Origin of the sequence: Pseudomonas nitroreducens (assembly GCF_024170165.1) — a bacterium.
In the GTDB taxonomy this organism is placed as follows: Bacteria; Pseudomonadota; Gammaproteobacteria; order Pseudomonadales; family Pseudomonadaceae; genus Pseudomonas; species Pseudomonas nitroreducens_C.
In genome coordinates this window covers 129,922-149,351 of the sequence record NZ_JALJXP010000017.1, presented here as the reverse complement: position 1 = coordinate 149,351, position 19,430 = coordinate 129,922, and the positions used below count along the sequence as shown (strand labels likewise).

At 65.1% G+C, this 19,430-nt stretch carries 15 protein-coding genes; 14 read left to right on the top strand and 1 reads right to left on the bottom strand.

The window, feature by feature from the left end; translation table 11 throughout:
- Positions 1-275: 275 nt before the first annotated feature.
- Positions 276-2,423 (bottom strand): FUSC family protein, encoded by a 2,148-nt coding sequence (locus tag J2T47_RS26850; RefSeq protein ID WP_253453462.1) that lies wholly within the window; start codon positions 2,421-2,423, stop codon positions 276-278.
- A gap of 354 nt (positions 2,424-2,777) precedes the next feature.
- Here J2T47_RS26850 and J2T47_RS26845 point away from each other — a divergent pair, with 354 nt between their 5' ends.
- The 14 genes from J2T47_RS26845 to astA all read left to right on the top strand — a co-directional run bounded on the left by J2T47_RS26845 (position 2,778) and on the right by astA (position 19,427).
- The gene (locus J2T47_RS26845; RefSeq protein WP_253453460.1) at positions 2,778-3,725 is read left to right on the top strand and encodes a LysR family transcriptional regulator; all 948 of its coding nucleotides are present in this window, start codon (positions 2,778-2,780) and stop codon (positions 3,723-3,725) included.
- A 204-nt stretch (positions 3,726-3,929) separates the two neighbouring features.
- On the top strand, positions 3,930-4,964 hold the full coding sequence (locus J2T47_RS26840; RefSeq protein ID WP_253453458.1) for a TRAP transporter substrate-binding protein: 1,035 nt from the start codon (positions 3,930-3,932) through the stop codon (positions 4,962-4,964).
- A gap of 45 nt (positions 4,965-5,009) precedes the next feature.
- Positions 5,010-5,648, top strand: a complete 639-nt coding sequence (locus J2T47_RS26835) for a TRAP transporter small permease (RefSeq protein WP_253453456.1) — start codon at positions 5,010-5,012, stop codon at positions 5,646-5,648.
- Positions 5,645-6,925: a C4-dicarboxylate TRAP transporter large permease protein DctM gene (dctM, locus tag J2T47_RS26830; RefSeq protein ID WP_253453454.1), complete on the top strand. Its 1,281-nt coding sequence runs from the start codon at positions 5,645-5,647 to the stop codon at positions 6,923-6,925. Before J2T47_RS26835 ends, dctM begins: the two co-directional genes overlap by 4 nt.
- Before the next feature lie 162 nt (positions 6,926-7,087).
- Positions 7,088-9,043: an acetate--CoA ligase gene (gene acs, locus J2T47_RS26825; protein WP_253453452.1), complete on the top strand. Its 1,956-nt coding sequence runs from the start codon at positions 7,088-7,090 to the stop codon at positions 9,041-9,043.
- Positions 9,044-10,298: 1,255 nt separating this feature from the next.
- Complete coding sequence (locus tag J2T47_RS26820) at positions 10,299-11,078, top strand: ABC transporter substrate-binding protein (RefSeq protein WP_253453450.1); 780 nt, start codon at positions 10,299-10,301, stop codon at positions 11,076-11,078.
- Positions 11,079-11,218: 140 nt separating this feature from the next.
- Positions 11,219-11,908, top strand: a complete 690-nt coding sequence (locus tag J2T47_RS26815; protein WP_253453448.1) for an ABC transporter permease — start codon at positions 11,219-11,221, stop codon at positions 11,906-11,908.
- Between the two features lie 16 nt (positions 11,909-11,924).
- Positions 11,925-12,623: an ABC transporter permease gene (locus J2T47_RS26810; RefSeq protein ID WP_253453447.1), complete on the top strand. Its 699-nt coding sequence runs from the start codon at positions 11,925-11,927 to the stop codon at positions 12,621-12,623.
- 10 nt (positions 12,624-12,633) lie between these two features.
- On the top strand, positions 12,634-13,746 hold the full coding sequence (locus J2T47_RS26805) for a succinylglutamate desuccinylase/aspartoacylase family protein (RefSeq protein WP_253453445.1): 1,113 nt from the start codon (positions 12,634-12,636) through the stop codon (positions 13,744-13,746).
- A 17-nt stretch (positions 13,747-13,763) separates the two neighbouring features.
- Positions 13,764-14,528, top strand: coding sequence for an arginine/ornithine transport ATP-binding protein AotP (aotP, locus tag J2T47_RS26800; protein ID WP_253453443.1), 765 nt, complete (start codon positions 13,764-13,766; stop codon positions 14,526-14,528).
- A 34-nt stretch (positions 14,529-14,562) separates the two neighbouring features.
- Positions 14,563-15,546: a transcriptional regulator ArgR gene (argR, locus tag J2T47_RS26795; RefSeq protein ID WP_253453441.1), complete on the top strand. Its 984-nt coding sequence runs from the start codon at positions 14,563-14,565 to the stop codon at positions 15,544-15,546.
- Positions 15,547-15,993: 447 nt separating this feature from the next.
- On the top strand, positions 15,994-17,214 hold the full coding sequence (locus J2T47_RS26790; RefSeq protein ID WP_138215126.1) for an aspartate aminotransferase family protein: 1,221 nt from the start codon (positions 15,994-15,996) through the stop codon (positions 17,212-17,214).
- Positions 17,215-17,379: 165 nt separating this feature from the next.
- The gene (gene aruF, locus J2T47_RS26785) at positions 17,380-18,396 is read left to right on the top strand and encodes an arginine/ornithine succinyltransferase subunit alpha (RefSeq protein WP_184593037.1); all 1,017 of its coding nucleotides are present in this window, start codon (positions 17,380-17,382) and stop codon (positions 18,394-18,396) included.
- Positions 18,397-18,407: 11 nt separating this feature from the next.
- A complete protein-coding gene (gene astA, locus J2T47_RS26780) occupies positions 18,408-19,427 on the top strand; it encodes an arginine N-succinyltransferase (protein WP_253453440.1) in 1,020 nt (339 codons plus the stop codon).
- Positions 19,428-19,430 lie beyond the last annotated feature (3 nt).

The window sequence follows — 19,430 nt, the reverse complement described above, 5'->3', positions numbered from 1 at the left end:
CGGCTTGGGCCCGGGGGCGGCGGTTTTCACCGGCGCCTCTATGTTTTTTTTCACATAATCGCGGCCCCGGGCCCCCCCCCCCCCCCCAATCCCATTTGGGGGGGCGGCCGGGGGGGAGGGCAAATCCAAGGCACGATCTATCAGAAGAAGGCAGTTGCTCCTACGAAATGTGGCGGCGCTTTGCCGTGCGGTTCGCGAGCAAGCTCGCTTCTACAGTTCCGGCAGGCACTGGAGCGTTCTTCGTAAGAGCGAGCTTGCTCGCGAATCTGCAGGCGTCAATCGCGCAGCGGCGACTGCGGATCGAGCAGCGAAGTGCGGATGAAGTGCAGGTAGCTGCACACCCGGCGCAGGGGCGAAGAATCGAAGTGCGGCGGGCGGCGATCATCCGTGGTGCGCGTGGCGTGGATGGCGTGCTCCACCGCTGCCAGGGCGCGCTGGCGGTTGCTCTCGCTGGGCTGGATGAACAGGCGGATCAGCGCCCGGCCCAGCGCGCGGATCGCCCGGCGCCAGGGCATGCGCTCGGCGTACCAGGGCTCTTTTGGCAGGGCGGCCTGCTCGCGGCGCAGTTCGATGATCGACAGGCCGATCTCCTGCACCTGGAAAGTCCAGCGCAGCAGGCGTCGCTGCACGTCCGGGCGGCCTGTGGATAACCCATAGGCCTGGTTCAGCAGGTCGCGGGTGCCACTCTCGAAGTTCGACGACAGGCCCTTCAGCGGATCGCTGATCACCCGCACCACGCGCAGGCGCAGCTCGGCCTCCAGGCGCTCCCACAGCCACGGCCGGTTCGGTGGCAGGATGACGATCGCCGCGACCACCGCCATGCCCATCGACAGCAGCATCGCCAGGTATTCGTTGATGAAGGTGTAGGCGTCGTAGCGCGCCAGGTTGGCCGGCAGCGAGGCGATGCAGAACCACACCAGCAGGCCGACGCCGTAGCCGCTCCACCTGGGTCGGGTGATCAGGAAGGCGCCGAGGGCGAACACCGGCGAGAGCACGAAGCACAGCAGCGGGAAGCCGTCGATGTGCGGCAGCACTCGGAAGGTCAGGATGAAGCCGAGCGTGGCACCGAGCAGCGTGCCGAGGGTCAGTTGCAGCGACAGGCGCTTGGGATTGGGCGAGGCGGAGGAAAGTGCGGCAATCAGCACCGAGGTCAGCGCGAAGGTGGCGCCGCTGAGCCAGGAGGTCTCGATCCAGAACACCCCGCCAACTATCACCAGCAGCGCACAACGGAACCCCGCGACAGCAGCGGCGAGAGCATTGGCCTTGGGCGTGAAGCGCTCCTTCCACTGCTCGCGCTCGTGCTTGTGCGCGGCCAGCGAAGCGTGGGTCTGGGCGTAGTTGTGCATATCGTCGGCGAAGCGGTAGAGCAATTCGGCGGCGGTCTCGAAATCCAGCTGGTCGGCTTCCCGCGGGCAGGTGTGGCCGAGGCTGGCGCGGGCTTCGCGAATGCGCGGCATCAGGTGGTGCTTGCACAGTTCCAGCTGCACGCTGAGGCGCTCGGCATCCGCCTCGCTGAGCGGCCGGCCGTGCCAGCTGGCAAGCAGTTCGCTGACGTCGATCAGGCACGGCATCAGCACTTCCAGCACGTTGCTGGCCTGGCGTTCGCGCAGCCGGTCGAGCAGGCGCTGTAGCGCGTGGAAACGCGTGGTCAGTTGCATGAACTCGCTGTTCAGGCGCGCCAGGCGGCCGCTGCGCAGGCGCATGTGCGGGTCTTCGAAGGCGGTGACGTTGCGCAGGCTTTCCAGCCCGACCACCTCGGCGGCGATGCGCGCGCTGGCCTGCTCGAAGCGCTCGCGCTCCAGCGTGCCGCTGAGGCCGGCGCTGGCGAGGCCGGCGAAGTCGCCGAAGCGGGTGTTCAGCGCGTTGCGCAGGGCGGCAGTGCTGGTCTGCGGCAGGACCACTGCACTGACCACACCGGTGCAGAGAATCCCCAGGGTGATCTCGATCACCCGCCACAGCGCCTGCATGAAGGCGCCTTCGGGGTGCAGGGTGGCGGGGATGCCGATCATCACTGCGGTGTAGCCGGCGAGCAGGCAGGCGTAGGCGCGGAAGTCGCGGTAGCGCGCCGCGCCCGCGGTGCACAGGCCGACCCAGATCGCCACGCAGAGCAGGAACAGCACACGCTCCTGGGCGAACAGGGCGATGAAGGTGACCATCACCGTGAGCCCGGCCAGCGTGCCGAGGATGCGGTAGAAACTCTTCGCCAGCACCTGGCCACTCTGTGGCTGCAGCACGATGAAGGCGCTCACCAGCACCGTGTTGGGCTGCGGCAGCTCCAGGCGGTAGGCCAGCCACAATGCCGTGAAGGCGGTGATCAGCGTCTTGAGGATGAACATCCAGGTGACGCCGTCGGTGTGCGCCCAGTCGGACAGGGCGAAGCGCACCGCGGCGGCCTTGGGCAGGCGCACGGACAGACTGCTCATCGGGCTTATCTCGGCAGGCGGAGGCGGTGGTCGTACTGGGCCGGGTCTTGATAACCCTGTAATTGGCAGGCGGAGCGAAGGGGTGGCAGCACGTTGCACGAAAGGCGGAGCACGGGTGCGAATCCTGGGGTGTCGCGGCGGGCCGCGTTGGGGAGGGCGATTCTAGAAGTGCGCCGGGGGGCAGGATAAGCTGACGGTTGGATGAATTATTGTTGCCTGAAAGGACAATAATCCCGTCGCGACAGGTATGCGACAATTCGCCGCCTGTCATGAGTCTGTAACAAGGCGTTGCTCGCCCGAGCGCCGTTGCAGAGGCCGCCCACCGTGGCGTGGACAGGCTCTTCTGGAGAAATGATGGACCTGCTGCACAACATGCGTGCCTTCGTCTGTGTCGCCGAGACCGGCAGCTTCACCGCCGCCGCCCAGCGCATGGACCTCACCACTGCCTACGTCTCGCGGACGGTGGCCAAGCTCGAAGCGCACCTGCGCACCCGCCTGCTGCACCGCACCACCCGCCGCATCGCCCTCACCGAAGCCGGCCAGCGCTACCTGCAGCGCTGCCAGCAGATCCTCGGCTACATCGAGGAAGCCGAAGCCGAGGCCGGCGACGCCCACGCCCGGCCCCATGGCAAGGTGAAGGTGCATGCCATGACCGGTATCGGTCAGCACTACCTGATTCGCGCGATCTCGCAGTACTGCGAGATCTACCCGGAGGTCACCTTCGACCTGACCCTGGCCAACCGCATCACCGACATCCTCGACGAGGGCTACGACATCTCCGTGGTCATCGCCCAGGAGCTGCCCGATTCTGGCTTCGTCTCCAAGCGCATCGGCAAGACCTACAGCGTGCTCTGCGCATCGCCCGACTACGTGGCGCGGCACGGCCTGCCGAAGCAGCTCGGCGAGCTGACCGATCACCGTTGCCTGCGCCTGGTGAACTCGGTGATGTCGCTGGACAAGTGGCTGTTCGACGGCCCCGATGGCCAGGAAATGGTCGGCATCAACCAGACCCATTTCCAGGTCAACACCGCCGACGCCATGACCGAGGCGGTGCGTGCCGGCATGGGCATCGGTGCGCTGCCGGTCTACTCAGCCGTGCAGGGTTTGAAGGACGGCAGCCTGGTGCGCGTGCTGCCCGACTACAGCCTGTTCCACCTCAACGTCTATGCGCTGTATCCGTCGCGCCAGTACCTCGACGCGAAAATCCGCACCTGGGTGGAGTTCCTCCGCGACTGCGTGCCCGGCATGCTCGAAGAGCACGAGCGGATGATGCTCGAACACCGCACGCGGCTGCCCGTCTGACCCGCTATCCCGCAGTCTTGAGCCCCTGAGTTCCACCGCGCCCGGCATCTGCCGGGCGCGTCTTTTCGTACCTTGCGTTCCGCTATGTCGAACGCCGCTTTGGGAAAAGACGAATTCTCCGAACGCCGGCAATTGCGTCAGTCTCCTCGCGAGCCTGCCAGAAGGCTCACCTCGCAAGCACAAGAACAAATTGAGGGTGACGCGATGTTTGGAATGAAGGGGCGGGCGTTGCTCGCCGTCCTGGCGTTGGCCTGCGGTTCTGCCAGTCAGGCTGCCGATGCACCGCAGACAGCCGGCGAGCCGCGGCCTGCCAATGAACCGATAGTGATCAAGTTCGCCCACGTGGTCGCCGAGAACACGCCCAAGGGGCAGGGCGCGCTGATGTTCAAGCGTCTGGCCGAAGAGCGCCTGCCCGGCCGGGTGCGCGTGGAGGTCTACCCGAACTCCTCGCTGTACGGCGATGGCAAGGAAATGGAAGCGCTGCTGCTGGGTGATGTACAGATGCTCGCGCCGTCCCTGGCCAAGTTCGAGCAGTACACGCGCAAGGTGCAGATCTTCGACCTGCCGTTCCTCTTCGACGACATCGATGCCGTCGACAACTTCCAGCGCAGCCCGCAGGGCCAGAGCCTGCTGACCAGCATGCAGGGCAAGGGCATCCTCGGCCTCGCCTACTGGCACAACGGGATGAAGCAGCTGTCGGCCAACCGCCTGTTGCTGGAACCCGGCGATGCACGCGGGCTGAAGTTCCGCGTGCAGGCTTCCGACGTGCTCAACGAGCAGTTCCGTACCCTGCGCGCGATCTCCCGCAAGATGTCCTTCGCCGAGGTCTATCAGGGCCTGCAGACCGGCGTGGTCAACGGCACCGAGAACACCTGGTCGAACTACGAGAGCCAGAAGGTCAACGAGGTGCAGAAGTACTTCACCGAGTCCAACCACGGCCTGGTGGACTACATGGTGATCACCAACGCCAGGTTCTGGAACGGCCTGCCGCCGGACCTGCGCGGCGAGCTGGAGAAGATCATGGCCGAGGTCACCGTGAAGGTGAACCAGGAAGCCGAGCGGCTGAACCGCGACGCCCGCCAGCGCATCCTCGCCAGCGGCACCAGCGAGATCCATCCGCTCACCGCGCAGCAGCGCGCCGACTGGCGCGAGGCGATGCAGCCGGTGTGGCAGAAATTCCGCGACAACGTCGGCGCCGATTTCCTCCAGGCCGCCGAAGCCTCCAACCGCCCCCATTGATCCGTCCGGCCCCGCCGGCTGGCGGGGCTTTCTGGAGCCTTTTCCATGAACCGACTCGTGCGCGTCTGGAACCACTTCGAGGAAGGCGTCATCGCCTTCCTGCTGGCGGCCATGACCCTGGTGACCTTCGTCTACGTGGCGATGACCAACGTCTTCACCCTGTTCTATGACCTGGGCGACCGCCTGCCGTCGATCCAGGGGCCGTTCTATGCCATCGGCGATGCGATCCTCGGCGTCGCCCAGGACATGTCCTGGAGCAACGCGCTGACCAAGGCGCTGTTCGGCTGGCTGATTTTCTTCGGCATCGCCTATGGCGTGCGCACCGCCGGCCACCTGGGCGTGGACGCGCTGGTGCGGCTGGCGCCGCGCCCGGTGCAGCGCTGCATCGGCGTGCTCGCCTGCCTCTGCTGCCTGGGTTACGCCGGGCTGTTCATGGTCGCCAGCTTCGACTGGGTGAAGACCCTGTTCATCGCCGGCATCGGCGCCGAAGACCTCGACCACTTCGGCATCCTCCAGGCCTACATCGCGGTGATCGTGCCCATCGGCTTCGGCCTGGTGCTGCTGCGCTACCTGGAGATCCTCGTCAACCTGTTGCGCGGCCGCCAGCTCGGCCTGGGCCTCGCCGACGAGGCCGCGGAAGCCTCCAAGCTGGCCGGCGAAGAAGCCGCGGAGAGCCGTCCATGACCGTGATGATCCTGTTCCTCCTGCTCTTCGTCTTCATGTTCATCGGCGTACCCATCGCCATTTCCCTCGGGCTTTCCGGCGCGCTGACGATCCTGCTGTTCAGCCCGGACTCGGTGCGTTCGCTGGCGATCAAGCTGTTCGAAACCTCCGAGGCCTACACGCTGCTGGCGATCCCGTTCTTCCTGCTTTCCGGCGCCTTCATGACCACCGGCGGCGTGGCCCGCCGGCTGATCGACTTCGCCAACGCCTGTGTTGGCCACATCCGTGGCGGGCTGGCGATCGCGGCGGTGCTGGCGTGCATGCTGTTCGCCGCGCTGTCGGGCTCCTCGCCGGCGACCGTGGCGGCGGTGGGCTCGATTGCCGTGGCCGGCATGGTGCGTTCGGGTTACCCGCGCGAATTCGGCGCCGGGATCATCTGCAACGCCGGCACCCTGGGCATCCTGATACCGCCGTCGATCGTCATGGTGGTGTACTCGGCGGCCACCGAGACCTCGGTGGGCAAGCTGTTCGTTGCCGGCGTGGTACCGGGTCTGCTGCTGGGCGTGATCCTGATGGTGGTGATCTACATCGTCGCACGGGTGAAGAAGCTGCCCGCGCAACCGCGCGCCAGCCTGCGTGAATGGTTGTCCGCCGCACGCCGTGCGATCTGGGGCCTGTTGCTGCTGGTGATCATCCTCGGTGGTATCTATTCCGGGCTGTTCACGCCCACCGAGGCGGCGGCGGTAGCGGCGGTCTACTCGGCCTTCGTCGCGCTGTTCGTTTACAAGGACATGCGCCTGCGCGATTGCCCCAAGGTGCTGGTGGACTCCGGGCGGCTGAGCATCATGCTGATGTTCATCATCGCCAACGCCATGCTCTTCGCCCACGTGCTGACCACCGAGCAGATCCCCCAGCAGATCACCGAGTGGGTGATGCAGGAAGGGCTGACGCCGATCGGCTTCCTGCTGATGGTCAACGTGGTGCTGCTGGTGGCCGGCAGCTTCATGGAGCCCTCGGCCATCGTGCTGATCCTCGCGCCGATCTTCTTCCCCATCGCCATGCGCCTGGGGATCGACCCGATCCACCTGGGGATCGTCATGGTGGTGAACATGGAAATCGGCCTGGTGCACCCGCCGGTAGGACTCAACCTGTTCGTCACCTCGGCGGTTACCGGCCTGCCGCTGGGCGCGACCATCCGCGCGGCGCTGCCGTGGCTGATGATTCTGCTGTTATTCCTGATCCTGGTGACTTACGTACCCTTCATCTCGCTGGCGCTGCCCCACGCCCTTGGCATGTGACAGGTTGTCGCGGCCCCATGAGTCCGTTGCCAAAACAACGGCTTATGGGGCTCATCACTACGACTAAGGATTGGTAAGACCATGGTCGTATGGTTCGGGAGAGGGTGTCGCCGTTACAACTTAGGGCAACAAAAACAACACTCTTCACCGAGGTAAAACGCCATGACAGCGGCATCCGTGTACCCCGTGCGTCCCGAAGTGGCCGCGACCACTCTGACCGACGAGGCCACCTACAAGAAGCTGTACCAGCAGTCGGTGGTCAACCCCGACGGCTTCTGGCGCGAACAGGCCCAGCGCATCGACTGGATCAAGCCGTTCACCAAGGTCAAGCAGACCTCCTTCGATGACCACCACGTGGACATCAAGTGGTTCGCCGATGGCACCCTGAACCTCTCCTATAACTGCCTCGACCGCCACCTGGCCGAGCGCGGCGACCAGCTCGCCATCATCTGGGAAGGCGACGATCCTTCCGAACACCGCGAAATCACCTACCGCGAGCTGCACGAGCAGGTCTGCAAGTTCGCCAACGCCCTGCGCGGCCAGGACGTGCACCGTGGCGACGTGGTGACCATCTACATGCCGATGATCCCGGAAGCCGTGGTCGCCATGCTGGCCTGTGCCCGCATTGGTGCGATCCACTCCGTGGTGTTCGGCGGTTTCTCCCCCGAAGCCCTGGCCGGCCGCATCATCGACTGCCGCTCCAAGGTAGTGATCACTGCCGACGAAGGTCTGCGCGGCGGCAAGAAGACCCCGCTCAAGGCCAACGTCGACGACGCCCTGACCAACCCGGAAACCAGCAGCGTGCAGAAGATCATCGTCTGCAAGCGCACCGGTTCGGACATCAAGTGGAACCAGCACCGCGACGTGTGGTTCGAGGACCTGATGAAGGTCGCCGGCTCCACCTGCGCACCGAAGGAAATGGGCGCCGAGGACCCGCTGTTCATCCTCTACACCTCCGGTTCCACCGGCAAACCCAAGGGCGTGCTGCACACCACCGGCGGCTACCTGGTCTACGCCTCGCTGACCCATGAGCGGGTGTTCGACTACCGTCCGGGTGAAGTCTTCTGGTGCACCGCCGACATCGGCTGGGTCACCGGTCACACCTACGTCGTCTACGGCCCGCTGGCCAACGGCGCGACCACCGTGCTGTTCGAGGGTGTGCCGAACTACCCGGACATCTCCCGCGTCGCCAAGATCGTCGACAAGCACAAGGTCAACATCCTCTACACCGCCCCGACCGCCATCCGCGCCATGATGGCCGAGGGCAAGGCCGCAGTGGAAGGCGCCGACGGCTCCAGCCTGCGCCTGCTGGGTTCGGTGGGCGAGCCGATCAACCCGGAAGCCTGGCAGTGGTACTACGAGACCGTCGGCCAGTCGCGCTGCCCGATCGTCGACACCTGGTGGCAGACCGAGACCGGTGCCTGCCTGATGACCCCGCTGCCGGGCGCCCACGGCCTGAAGCCGGGCTCCGCCGCCAAGCCGTTCTTCGGCGTGGTGCCGGCGCTGGTGGACAACCTGGGCAACATCCTGGAAGGGGCCACCGAGGGCAACCTGGTGATCCTCGACTCCTGGCCGGGTCAGGCGCGCACCCTGTACGGCGACCACGACCGCTACGTGGACACCTACTTCAAGACCTTCAAGGGCATGTACTTCACCGGCGACGGCGCCCGTCGCGACGAGGACGGCTACTACTGGATCACCGGCCGCGTGGATGACGTGCTCAACGTCTCCGGTCACCGCATGGGCACCGCCGAGATCGAGAGCGCCCTGGTCGCCCACCCGAAAGTGGCCGAGGCCGCGGTGGTTGGCGTACCGCACGACATCAAGGGGCAGGGCATCTATGTCTACGTCACCCTGAATGCCGGTGAGGAAACCAGCGAGCAACTGCGCCAGGAACTGCGTGCCTGGGTCCGCAAGGAGATCGGTCCGATCGCCAGCCCGGACGTGATCCAGTGGGCGCCTGGCCTGCCGAAGACCCGCTCGGGCAAGATCATGCGCCGCATCCTGCGCAAGATCGCCACGGCCGAGTACGACACCCTGGGTGACATTTCCACCCTGGCCGATCCGGGCGTGGTGCAACACCTGATTGAAACACACCAGGCCATGCGCGCGGCCTGATCCGACGACCGATAAAAAACGCCCCGTTTGCCGGGGCGTTTTTCATTGCTGCGTTTTTATGCCGGCCCGCCCGCGCCGAAGCCCTCCTGGAGCATCAACGTAGGATGGTGTGGAGCGCAGCGATACCCATCGATCCCAGCACCGGCAGGATGCGGTTCGCGAGCAAAGTCGCTCCTACGAAGAGCGCTCTGGTGTGTAGGAGCGAGCTTGCTCGCGAACAGATCGTAGGGCGGATAACGCGCCAGCGTTATCCGCCGTTGTGGCATCGGCGGATAACCCGTTCCGGGTTATGCGCCCTACGTGTTGCGTTACAGAGTCCAAGGCGGCGGAGTCCGCCGCGAGGGATTTCGCGGACAAGGTCCGCTCCTGCGAAAAGCCATGCCGTACCGCACCGCTCTGCCCTTGGCTTTGGCTCTTGATGTCTTCCAGCGAACTATCCGCACACGCCGAGTGCCCCTTTCAGGAGGCCGAAGGTGATCGGAGTTTCAGGGGTTGAGCGACATGGATGTCGCGAGAGCCGCGATGGGGCAGGGATGGCCCTTCGTGGGGGGACGCCTGGTTCGGGCCCCTGGAACTTCGAGGAACCGCGGGTACTTTTCGCGAAGCGAAAAGCCGGATGCCAGGGGCGAGACCTTTGCCTACTTTGGGTCTTTCCAAAGTAGGTCGCCCGAGGGGGCGAAACACAATATCCGTGCGCACACCGATGCGGCGCAGAAATGTCCAAGCCAAAGCAGCGTCATGGGGAGCCCGTGCGGACAATCGAGCCAGGGCGTGCGCCGGCCCTGCCGGCGGATCGCGGGCATGGCCCGCTCCTACAGTGTGCTTCCTGCCCACCGGTAACATTTCCCTGCGACAAAATGAGGCGCCGGGAAACATTTCGCACAGTCTCGGTGCGTCTTTTCTGTCTGCGCAGAATGAGTCAATATCGCGCACCCCGCGCAGGGTCTGGGTTCTGATATTTATGGCCCAATTACTGCAAGTAAATTGGGTTTTACTACCTGCTTTCGGATCACGTAAAATCCGCGCCGTCAAGCTGCCGGAGCTCTGTCTCCGGCGCTTCTATAATTACTTGTCGCATTGAAGAAATAACCGCTCCGGGGCTGTCGCTAGAATGCCGCTCACCCCGGTAGGCGCGCTTTTCACAAGAATCGCGCCGGCAATGCGCAGACGAACAATAACCTTCACTTCTGCACGGGCAGCCTGGGACAACCCCTTTCTCCTGCCAATCGAAGTCCTACCCTCGAAGGAGTTACTGATGAAGAAGTTTGCACTTCTCGGTGCGCTGGCCCTGTCCGCGCTTTCCCTGGTTGCCCACGCTGACGACAAGCCGGTCCGCATCGGCATCGAAGCCGGCTATCCGCCTTTCTCCTTCAAGACCCCCGACGGCAAGCTCGCCGGTTTCGACGTGGATATCGGCAACGCCCTGTGCGAAGAGATGAAGGTCAAGTGCACCTGGGTCGAGCAGGAGTTCGACGGCCTGATCCCGGCACTGAAGGTCCGCAAGATCGACGCGATTCTCTCGTCCATGACCATCACCGACGAGCGCAAGAAGTCCGTCGACTTCACCAACAAGTACTACCACACCCCCGCGCGCTTCGTGATGAAGGAAGGCGCGACCCTGAACGATCCGCTGGCGGACCTGAAGGGCAAGAAGGTCGGTGTGCTGCGCGCCTCCACCCATGACCGCTACGCCACCGACGTCCTGGCCCCGGCCGGCATCGAAGTCGTGCGCTACAACTCGCAGAACGAAGCCAACATGGACCTGGTCTCCGGCCGCATCGACGCGACCATGGCCGACTCGGTCAACCTCGACGACGGCTTCCTGAAAACCGACGCCGGCAAGGGCTACGCCTTCGTAGGTCCGGAATACAACGATCCGAAGTACTTCGGTGGTGGCGCCGGCATCGCCGTGCGCAAGGGTGATACCGCCCTGGCCGAGAAATTCAACACGGCCATCGCCGGCATCCGTGCCAACGGCAAGTACAAGGAAGTACAGGACAAGTACTTCAAGTTCGACGTCTACGGCGAGAACTGATCCACGTCCAGAAGTGGCACAGACCCAGGCCTGATCCTGAAGTTTGTGCCACTTTTTTATTGAGGGTGAGCCAGCACCTGCGCTCGCCCTGAACGTCCGTGTCGTTGCGGGCGGCGTCCGGTTTCACGAGGTACGAAATTATGCTCAATGGCTACGGAGCCACCATCGTCGATGGTGCCTGGCTGACGCTTCAGCTGTCCCTGCTGTCGATGGCCCTGGCGATCGCGCTGGGCCTGCTCGGTGCAGCCATCCGCCTGTCGCCGGTGAAATGGCTGGCCTGGTGCGGCGACCTCTATTCCACCGTGATCCGCGGCGTACCGGACCTCGTGCTGATCCTGCTGATCTTCTACGGCGGCCAGGCCGTGGTGAACTGGATCGCGCCGATGGTCGGCTATGACGACTACATCGACCTCAACCCCTTCGCCTCCGGTGTCGGCACCCTGGGCTTCATCTTCGGCGCTTACCTGTCCGAGACCTTCCGTGGCGCCTTCATGGCCATCCCGAAAGGGCAGGGTGAGGCTGGCTTCGCCTACGGCATGAGCGGGCTGCAGGTGTTCTTCCGTATCCAGGTGCCGCAGATGATCCGCCTGGCCATCCCCGGCTTCACCAACAACTGGCTGGTGCTGGTCAAGGCCACCGCGCTGATCTCCGTGGTCGGCCTGCAGGACATGATGTTCAAGGCCAAGCAGGCCTCGGATGCCACCCGCGAACCCTTCACCTATTTCCTTGCCGTGGCGGCGCTGTACCTGGTGGTCACCAGCGTCTCCCTGGTGCTGCTGCGCATGCTCGAACGCCGCTATTCGGTCGGCGTGAAAGTCGCCGAGCTTTGAGTCCGGGAGCCCTCGCATGATCTTTGATTACACCGTCATCTGGGACAGCCTGCCGCTCTACTTCAGCGGCCTGCTGGTGACCCTCAAGCTGTTGGCGATCTCGCTGTTCTTCGGTCTGCTGGCGGCGGTGCCACTGGCGCTGATGCGCTGCTCGAAGAACCCGGCGGTGAACCTGCCAGCCTGGCTCTACACCTATGTCATCCGCGGCACTCCGATGCTGGTGCAGCTGTTCCTCATCTACTACGGCCTGGCGCAATTCGAGTTCGTGCGTGAAAGCGCGATGTGGCCGCTGCTGTCCAACGCCACTTTCTGCGCTTGCGCCGCTTTTGCCATCAACACCAGCGCCTACACCGCCGAGATTCTCGCCGGCAGCATCCGCGCCACTCCGCATGGCGAGATCGAGGCGGCCAAGGCCATGGGCATGTCGCGGATCAAGCTGTACCGCCGCATCCTGCTGCCTTCGGCCCTGCGCCGTGCGCTGCCGCAGTACAGCAACGAAGTGATCATGATGCTGCAGACCACCAGCCTTGCGTCCATCGTCACCCTGGTGGACATCACCGGCGCCGCGCGCACCGTGTACTCGCAGTACTACCTGCCGTTCGAGGCCTTCATCACCGCCGGCATCTTCTACCTGATCATGACCTTTACCCTGGTGCGCCTGTTCAAGCTGGCCGAACGCCGCTGGCTGGCCTATCTCGCGCCGCGCAAGCACTGAGGAATACACCGTGGAACGTATCGATCATCTGCTGCCGTGGAGCAGCCTGGGTAGCGAGCGCCGCCTGAGCGTATTCCGCTATGGCAAGGGCCCGCGCAAGGTCTACATCCAGTCCAGCCTGCACGCCGACGAGCTGCCGGGCATGCGCACCGCCTGGGAACTCAAGCAGCGCCTGGCTGACCTGGAGTCGCGCGGGCAGCTGAACTGCGTCGTCGAGCTGGTGCCGGTGGCCAACCCCATCGGCCTGGGCCAGACCCTGCAGGCCAGCCACCTGGGTCGTTTCGAGTTCAACAGTGGGAAGAACTTCAACCGCGATTTCGTCGAGCTGTCGGCTCTGGTTGCCGAGCGTGTCGGCGACCAGCTAGGAGCCGATGAAGCCGCCAACGTCGAGCTGATCCGCCAGGCCATGCGCGACGGTCTCGACGCGCTGCCGCCGGCTTCGTCCGAGCTGCAGGGCATGCAGCGCATCCTGCTGCGCCACGCCTGCGATGCCGAGGTGGTGCTCGATCTGCACTGCGACTTTGATGCCGCCATCCATGTCTACGCGATCCCGCAGCACTGGCCGCGCTGGAAGTCCCTGGCCGCGCGCCTGAAGGCAGGCGTCGCGCTGCTCGCCGAAGATTCCGGCGGCAGCTCCTTCGACGAATCCTGCTCGCTGCCCTGGTTGCGCCTGGCTCAGGCCTTCCCGCAGGCGGCAATCCCGTTGGCCTGCCTGGCGACCACCGTCGAGCTCGGTGGCGTGGGTGATACCCGCGTCGACCAGGGGCAGGCCAACGCCGAAGCCATCCTCGGCTTCCTCGCCGAGCAGGGCCTGATCGCCGGCGACTGGCCGGCGGCGCCGGCCGAATGCTGCGAAGGCATGCCCTTCGAAGGCACCGAATACCTCTACGCACCCCACGTTGGCGTGGTGAGTTTCCTGCGCAAGGCGGGGGAGTGGGTGGAGAAGGGCGACGCACTGTTCGAAGTGGTCGACCCGCTGAACGATCTGGTCAGCACCGTGCGCGCCGGGACTTCCGGCGTGTTGTTCGCCATCGAGCGTGGGCGCTACGCCCAGCCAGGGCTTTGGCTGGCCAAGGTGGCCGGGCGTGAGCCGTTCCGCAAGGGCCGGCTGATCAACGACTGAATTCGAGAACCGACACCATGTACAAACTGGAAATCCAGGACCTGCACAAGCGCTACGGCACCCACGAGGTGCTCAAGGGCGTCTCCCTGGCGGCGAAAGCGGGCGACGTGATCAGCATCATCGGCTCCTCCGGCTCGGGCAAGAGTACTTTCCTGCGCTGCATCAACCTGCTGGAGCAGCCCCACGCCGGCAAGATCCTGCTCAACGGCGAGGAGCTCAAGCTCACCCCGAACAAGGACGGCGCCCTCAAGGCCGCTGACGCCAAACAGCTGCAGCGCATGCGTTCGCGCCTGTCGATGGTGTTCCAGCACTTCAACCTGTGGTCGCACATGAGCGCCCTGGAGAACGTCATCGAGGCGCCGGTCCACGTGCTGGGCGTGTCGAAGAAGGAGGCGCTGGAGAAGGCCGAGCATTACCTGGCGAAAGTCGGCGTGGCGCACCGCAAGGATGCCTACCCGGCGCACATGTCCGGTGGTGAGCAGCAGCGCGTGGCCATCGCCCGTGCGCTGGCGGTCGAGCCGGAAGTGATGCTGTTCGACGAACCGACCTCGGCGCTCGACCCCGAGCTGGTCGGCGAAGTCCTGCGCGTGATGCAGGACCTGGCCCAGGAAGGCCGCACCATGGTGGTGGTGACCCACGAGATGGGCTTCGCCCGCGAGGTCTCCAACCAGCTGGTGTTCCTGCACAAGGGGTTGGTGGAAGAGGCGGGCTGCCCGAAGGAAGTCCTGGCCAATCCGCAATCCGAACGCCTCAAGCAGTTCCTTTCCGGCAGCTTGAAGTAAGCTGTCCGTTACAGTCGCCTGGTGACCTGATCGCATGACCGCACAACGCATCGGATTCCTCCTCTGGCCGCACACGCGGGCGCTGACCCTCGGTCTGGCCGAGGAGGCCCTGCGGGTCGCCCGCCGGCTGCACCCCGAAGCGCTCTACGAACCGGTGTTCATGAGCGCCGAGCCGGTGGCCGAGGCCGATGGCTGGCGCCTGCCGGGGCAGGCCTGGAATGGTGCGCTGGAGCAATGCCAGCGCATCTTCCTGGTCGCCGACGAGATTCCGCAGACGGTCCCCGCGCCGCTGGCCGCCGCGCTCAAGCAACTTTCGCGCAGCGGTGTAAGCATCGGCGCGCTGTCCGCCGGCATCTACCCGCTGGCGCAACTGGGCCTGCTCGACGGTTATCGCGCCGCCGTGCACTGGCGCTGGCACGACGACTTCACCGAGCGTTATCCCAAGGTCATCGCCACCAACCACCTGTTCGAGTGGGACCGTGATCGCCTGAGCGCCTGCGGCGGCATGGCGGTGCTCGATCTGCTGCTGGCCGTGCTGTCCCGCGACCATGGTGCGGAACTGGCTGGCGCGGTTTCCGAAGAACTGGTGGTGGAGCGCATCCGCGAAGGCTCCGAACGCCAGCGTATCCCGCTGAAGAACCGCCTCGGCTCCAGTCACCCGAAGCTCACCCAGGCGGTGCTGCTGATGGAGGCGAACATCGAGGAGCCGCTGACCACCGACGAGATCGCCCAGCACGTCTGCGTCTCGCGCCGCCAGCTGGAGCGCATCTTCAAACAGTACCTGACCCGCGTGCCCAGCCAGTACTACCTGGAGCTGCGCCTGAACCGCGCGCGGCAGATGCTCATGCAGACCAGCAAGTCGATCATCCAGATCGGCCTGTCCTGTGGCTTCTCCAGCGGCCCGCACTTCTCCAGCGCCTACCGCAACTTCTTCGGCGTGACCCCGCGCGAAGACCGCAACCAGCGCCGCGGCCAGAGCGCCGCCGAAGCCGCACCGGTGGCCACTGAGCGCGGCTGATGCTGCGCTTCGCGTAGGGCGAGTAACCTGGAACAGGTTATCCGCCGCTGTGGTTGCGGCGGATAACGCTGGCGCGTTATGCGCCCTACGAGTCTGAGCGGCCCTTTGTAGGAGCGAGCTTGCTCGCGAACGATCCTGCCGGGTGCGTCGGTGCAAAGCAGTTCGTGAGCGAGGGCTGGGCGCCCCCTCGTTCCTGCGAAAATCCGCTCTCAGCCTGGTTTCCGACCGTTCGTTCGCGCAGCGAACAAATTCCACGCCTCCTTGTACCCGCAGCAGGCCGCAGGCCTTACACTGCGCCTTCCCGACGCTTTCTGTCGCATTTCCGTAAGCCTCGGCAATTCGCGGGTTGGCGCTATAACAAGTTGTCGCATGGCGGCAATGACGACCCGCTGTTCGTCCCTACAATCCATTCATCGATAGCCGCCTCAACCAGGCAGGAGAACACCGATGTCCGCTCCGCAAGCTCAGGTCCAACGCTCCGACTTCGACCAGGTCATGGTTCCCAACTATTCGCCGGCTGCCTTCATTCCGGTGCGTGGCGAGGGTTCCCGAGTCTGGGATCAGAGCGGCCGAGAGCTGGTGGACTTCGCCGGCGGCATCGCGGTCAGTTCTCTGGGTCATGGCCATCCGGCGCTGATGCAGGCGCTGACCGAGCAGGCCGGCAAGATCTGGCACGTCTCCAACGTCTTCACCAACGAGCCGGCCCTGCGCCTGGCCAAGAAGCTGATCGACGCCACCTTCGCCGAGCGCGTGTTCTTCGCCAACTCCGGCGCCGAGGCCAACGAGGCCGCGCTGAAGCTGGCGCGCCGCTACGCCCACGACGTCTACGGCCCCGAAAAGTACGAGATCATCTCGATGGTCAACAGCTTCCACGGCCGTACCCTGTTCACCGTCAACGTCGGTGGCCAGGCCAAGTACTCCGATGGTTTCGGCCCGAAGGTCGAAGGCATCACCCACATCCCGTTCAACGACCTGGAAGCCCTGAAGGCCGCCATCTCCGACAAGACCTGCGCCGTGATCATCGAGCCGGTGCAGGGCGAGAGCGGCGTGCTGCCGGCCGACCAGGCCTACCTGGAAGGCGTGCGCAAGCTGTGCGACGAGAACAACGCGCTGCTGATCTTCGATGAAGTGCAGAGCGGCTTCGGTCGTATCGGCTACCTCTACGCCCACCAGTACTACGGCGTGAACCCGGACATCCTCTCCAGCGCCAAGGGCCTGGGCGGCGGCTTCCCGATCGGCGCCATGCTGACCACCGCGAAGATCGCCGAGCACCTGGTCGTCGGCACCCACGGCACCACCTACGGCGGCAACCCGCTGGCGTGCGCCGTCGCCGGTGCAGCCTTCGACGTGATCAATACCCCGGAAGTGCTCGCAGGCGTGAAAGCCAAGCATGAGCGCTTCAAGGTCCGCCTGGAGAAGATCGCCGCCGAGTACGGCATCTTCACCCAGGTGCGCGGCATGGGCATGCTGATCGGCGCGGTGCTCAACGATGCCTTCAAGGGCAAGGCCAAGGACGTGCTCAACGCTGCCGAGAAGGAAGGCGTCATGGTCCTGCAGGCCGGCCCGGACGTGGTGCGCTTCGCACCCAGCCTGGTGATCCCGGACGCGGACATCGACGAGGGCCTGGATCGCCTCGAGCGCGCCATCGCCAAGCTGACCCGCGGCTGATCCCCCGGCTACGCTGAACCGGCGGGGCACACGCCTCGCCGCTCAACCGGCCGGATCGCCCCAGCCGGTTCTTCGAATGCCCCTGTGAGCGCGGCACAGGTCGTGTCGCGCCCATGATTCATCAACCAAGAATCACAATTTTTGTCTGGTTAGAGGAGTGACGCCATGCTGGTGATGCGCCCCGCCCAAGTGGCCGACCTGCAGCAAGTGCAGCGTCTCGCCGCGGACAGCCCGGTCGGCGTCACGTCGCTGCCGGACGACGCGGAACGCCTGCGCGAGAAGATCCTCGCCTCGGAGGCCTCGTTCGCCGCCGAAGTGAGCTTCAACGGTGAAGAGAGTTACTTCTTCGTGCTCGAGGACAGCGAGACTGGCCGCCTGGTCGGCTGCTCGGCCATCGTTGCGTCTGCGGGCTTTTCCGAGCCGTTCTACAGCTTCCGCAACGAGACCTTCGTGCACGCTTCCCGCGAGCTGAAGATCCACAACAAGATCCACGTCCTCTCGCTGTGCCATGACCTCACCGGCAACAGCCTGCTGACCAGCTTCTACGTCGAGCGCGAGCTGGTGAACACGCCGATCGCCGAGCTCAACTCCCGAGGCCGACTGCTGTTCATGGCCAGCCATCCGGAGCGCTTCGCCGACGCGGTGGTGGTGGAGATCGTCGGCTACAGCGACGAGCAGGGCCAGTCGCCGTTCTGGAACGCCATCGGGCGCAACTTCTTCGACCTCGACTACACCGAGGCCGAAAAGCTGTCCGGCCTGAAGAGCCGCACCTTCCTCGCCGAGCTGATGCCGCACTACCCGATCTACGTACCGCTGCTGCCGGATGAGGCGCAGGAGGCCATGGGGCAGGTGCATCCGCGTGCACAGATCACCTTCGACATCCTGATGCGCGACGGCTTCGAGTCCGAGAACTACGTGGATATCTTCGATGGCGGCCCGGCGCTGCACGCGCGCACTTCGAATATCCGCTCCATCGCCCAGAGTCGCCAGGTGCCGGTGCGCATCGGCGCGTCGGGTCATGGGAGCCGCAGTTATCTGGTCACCAACGGCCAGTTGCAGGATTTCCGCGCCATTGTCGCCGAACTCGACTGGGTGCCGGGCAAGCCCGTCACCCTGAACCAGGAAACCGCCGATGCCCTGGGCATCGGCGAGGGCGCCAGCGTGCGCCTGGTTGCGATCTGAGGGGAGAGAGCATGATCGTCCGTCCCGTAACCAGCGCCGACCTGCCGGCTCTGTTTGACCTGGCGCGCAGTACCGGCACCGGTCTGACCACGCTGCCGGCCAACGAGCAGCGCCTGCAGCACCGCGTGAACTGGGCCGAGAAGGCCTTCCGTGGTGAGGCCGAGCGCGCCGACGCCGACTACCTGTTCGTGCTGGAAAACGACGAAGGCAAGGTCGTCGGTATCTCTGCCGTGGCTGGTGCCGTCGGCCTGCGCGAGCCCTGGTACAACTACCGTGTCGGCCTGACCGTCAGCGCCTCCCAGGAGCTGGGCATCCACCGCGAGATTCCCACGCTGTTCCTGGCCAACGACCTCACCGGGCAGTCCGAGCTGTGCTCGCTGTTCCTGCATGCCGACCACCGCGCCGGCCTGAACGGTCGTCTGCTGTCCAAGGCGCGCTTCCTGTTCATTGCCGAGTTCCGCGAACTCTTCGGTGACAAGGTGATCGCCGAGATGCGCGGCATGTCCGACGCCGCCGGGCGCTCGCCGTTCTGGGAAAGCCTGGGCCGGCACTTCTTCAAGATGGAATTCAGCCAGGCCGACTACCTGACCGGCGTGGGCAACAAGGCTTTCATCGCCGAGCTGATGCCCAAGTTCCCGCTCTACAGCTGCTTCCTTTCCGAGGATGCGCGGGAGGTGATCGGTCGCGTCCACGCGGACACCGAGCCGGCACTGGCGATGCTCAAGGCCGAGGGCTTCAGCTACCAGGGCTACGTCGACATCTTCGACGCCGGCCCGGCCATCGAGGCGCCGACCGAGAAGATCCGCGCCATCGCCGACAGCCAGAACCTGGTGCTGGCCATCGGCACGCCGGGCGACGACGCCGAGCCTTTCCTGATCCACAACCGCAAGCGCGAGGAGTGCCGCATCACCGCCGCGCCCGCGCGCCTGGCCGCCGGCTCGCTGGTGGTCGATGCGCAGACCGCCAAGCGCCTGCGCCTGTCCGCCGGGGCTTCGGTCCGCGCGGTGCCTCTCTCCGGAAAACGCAACTGACGC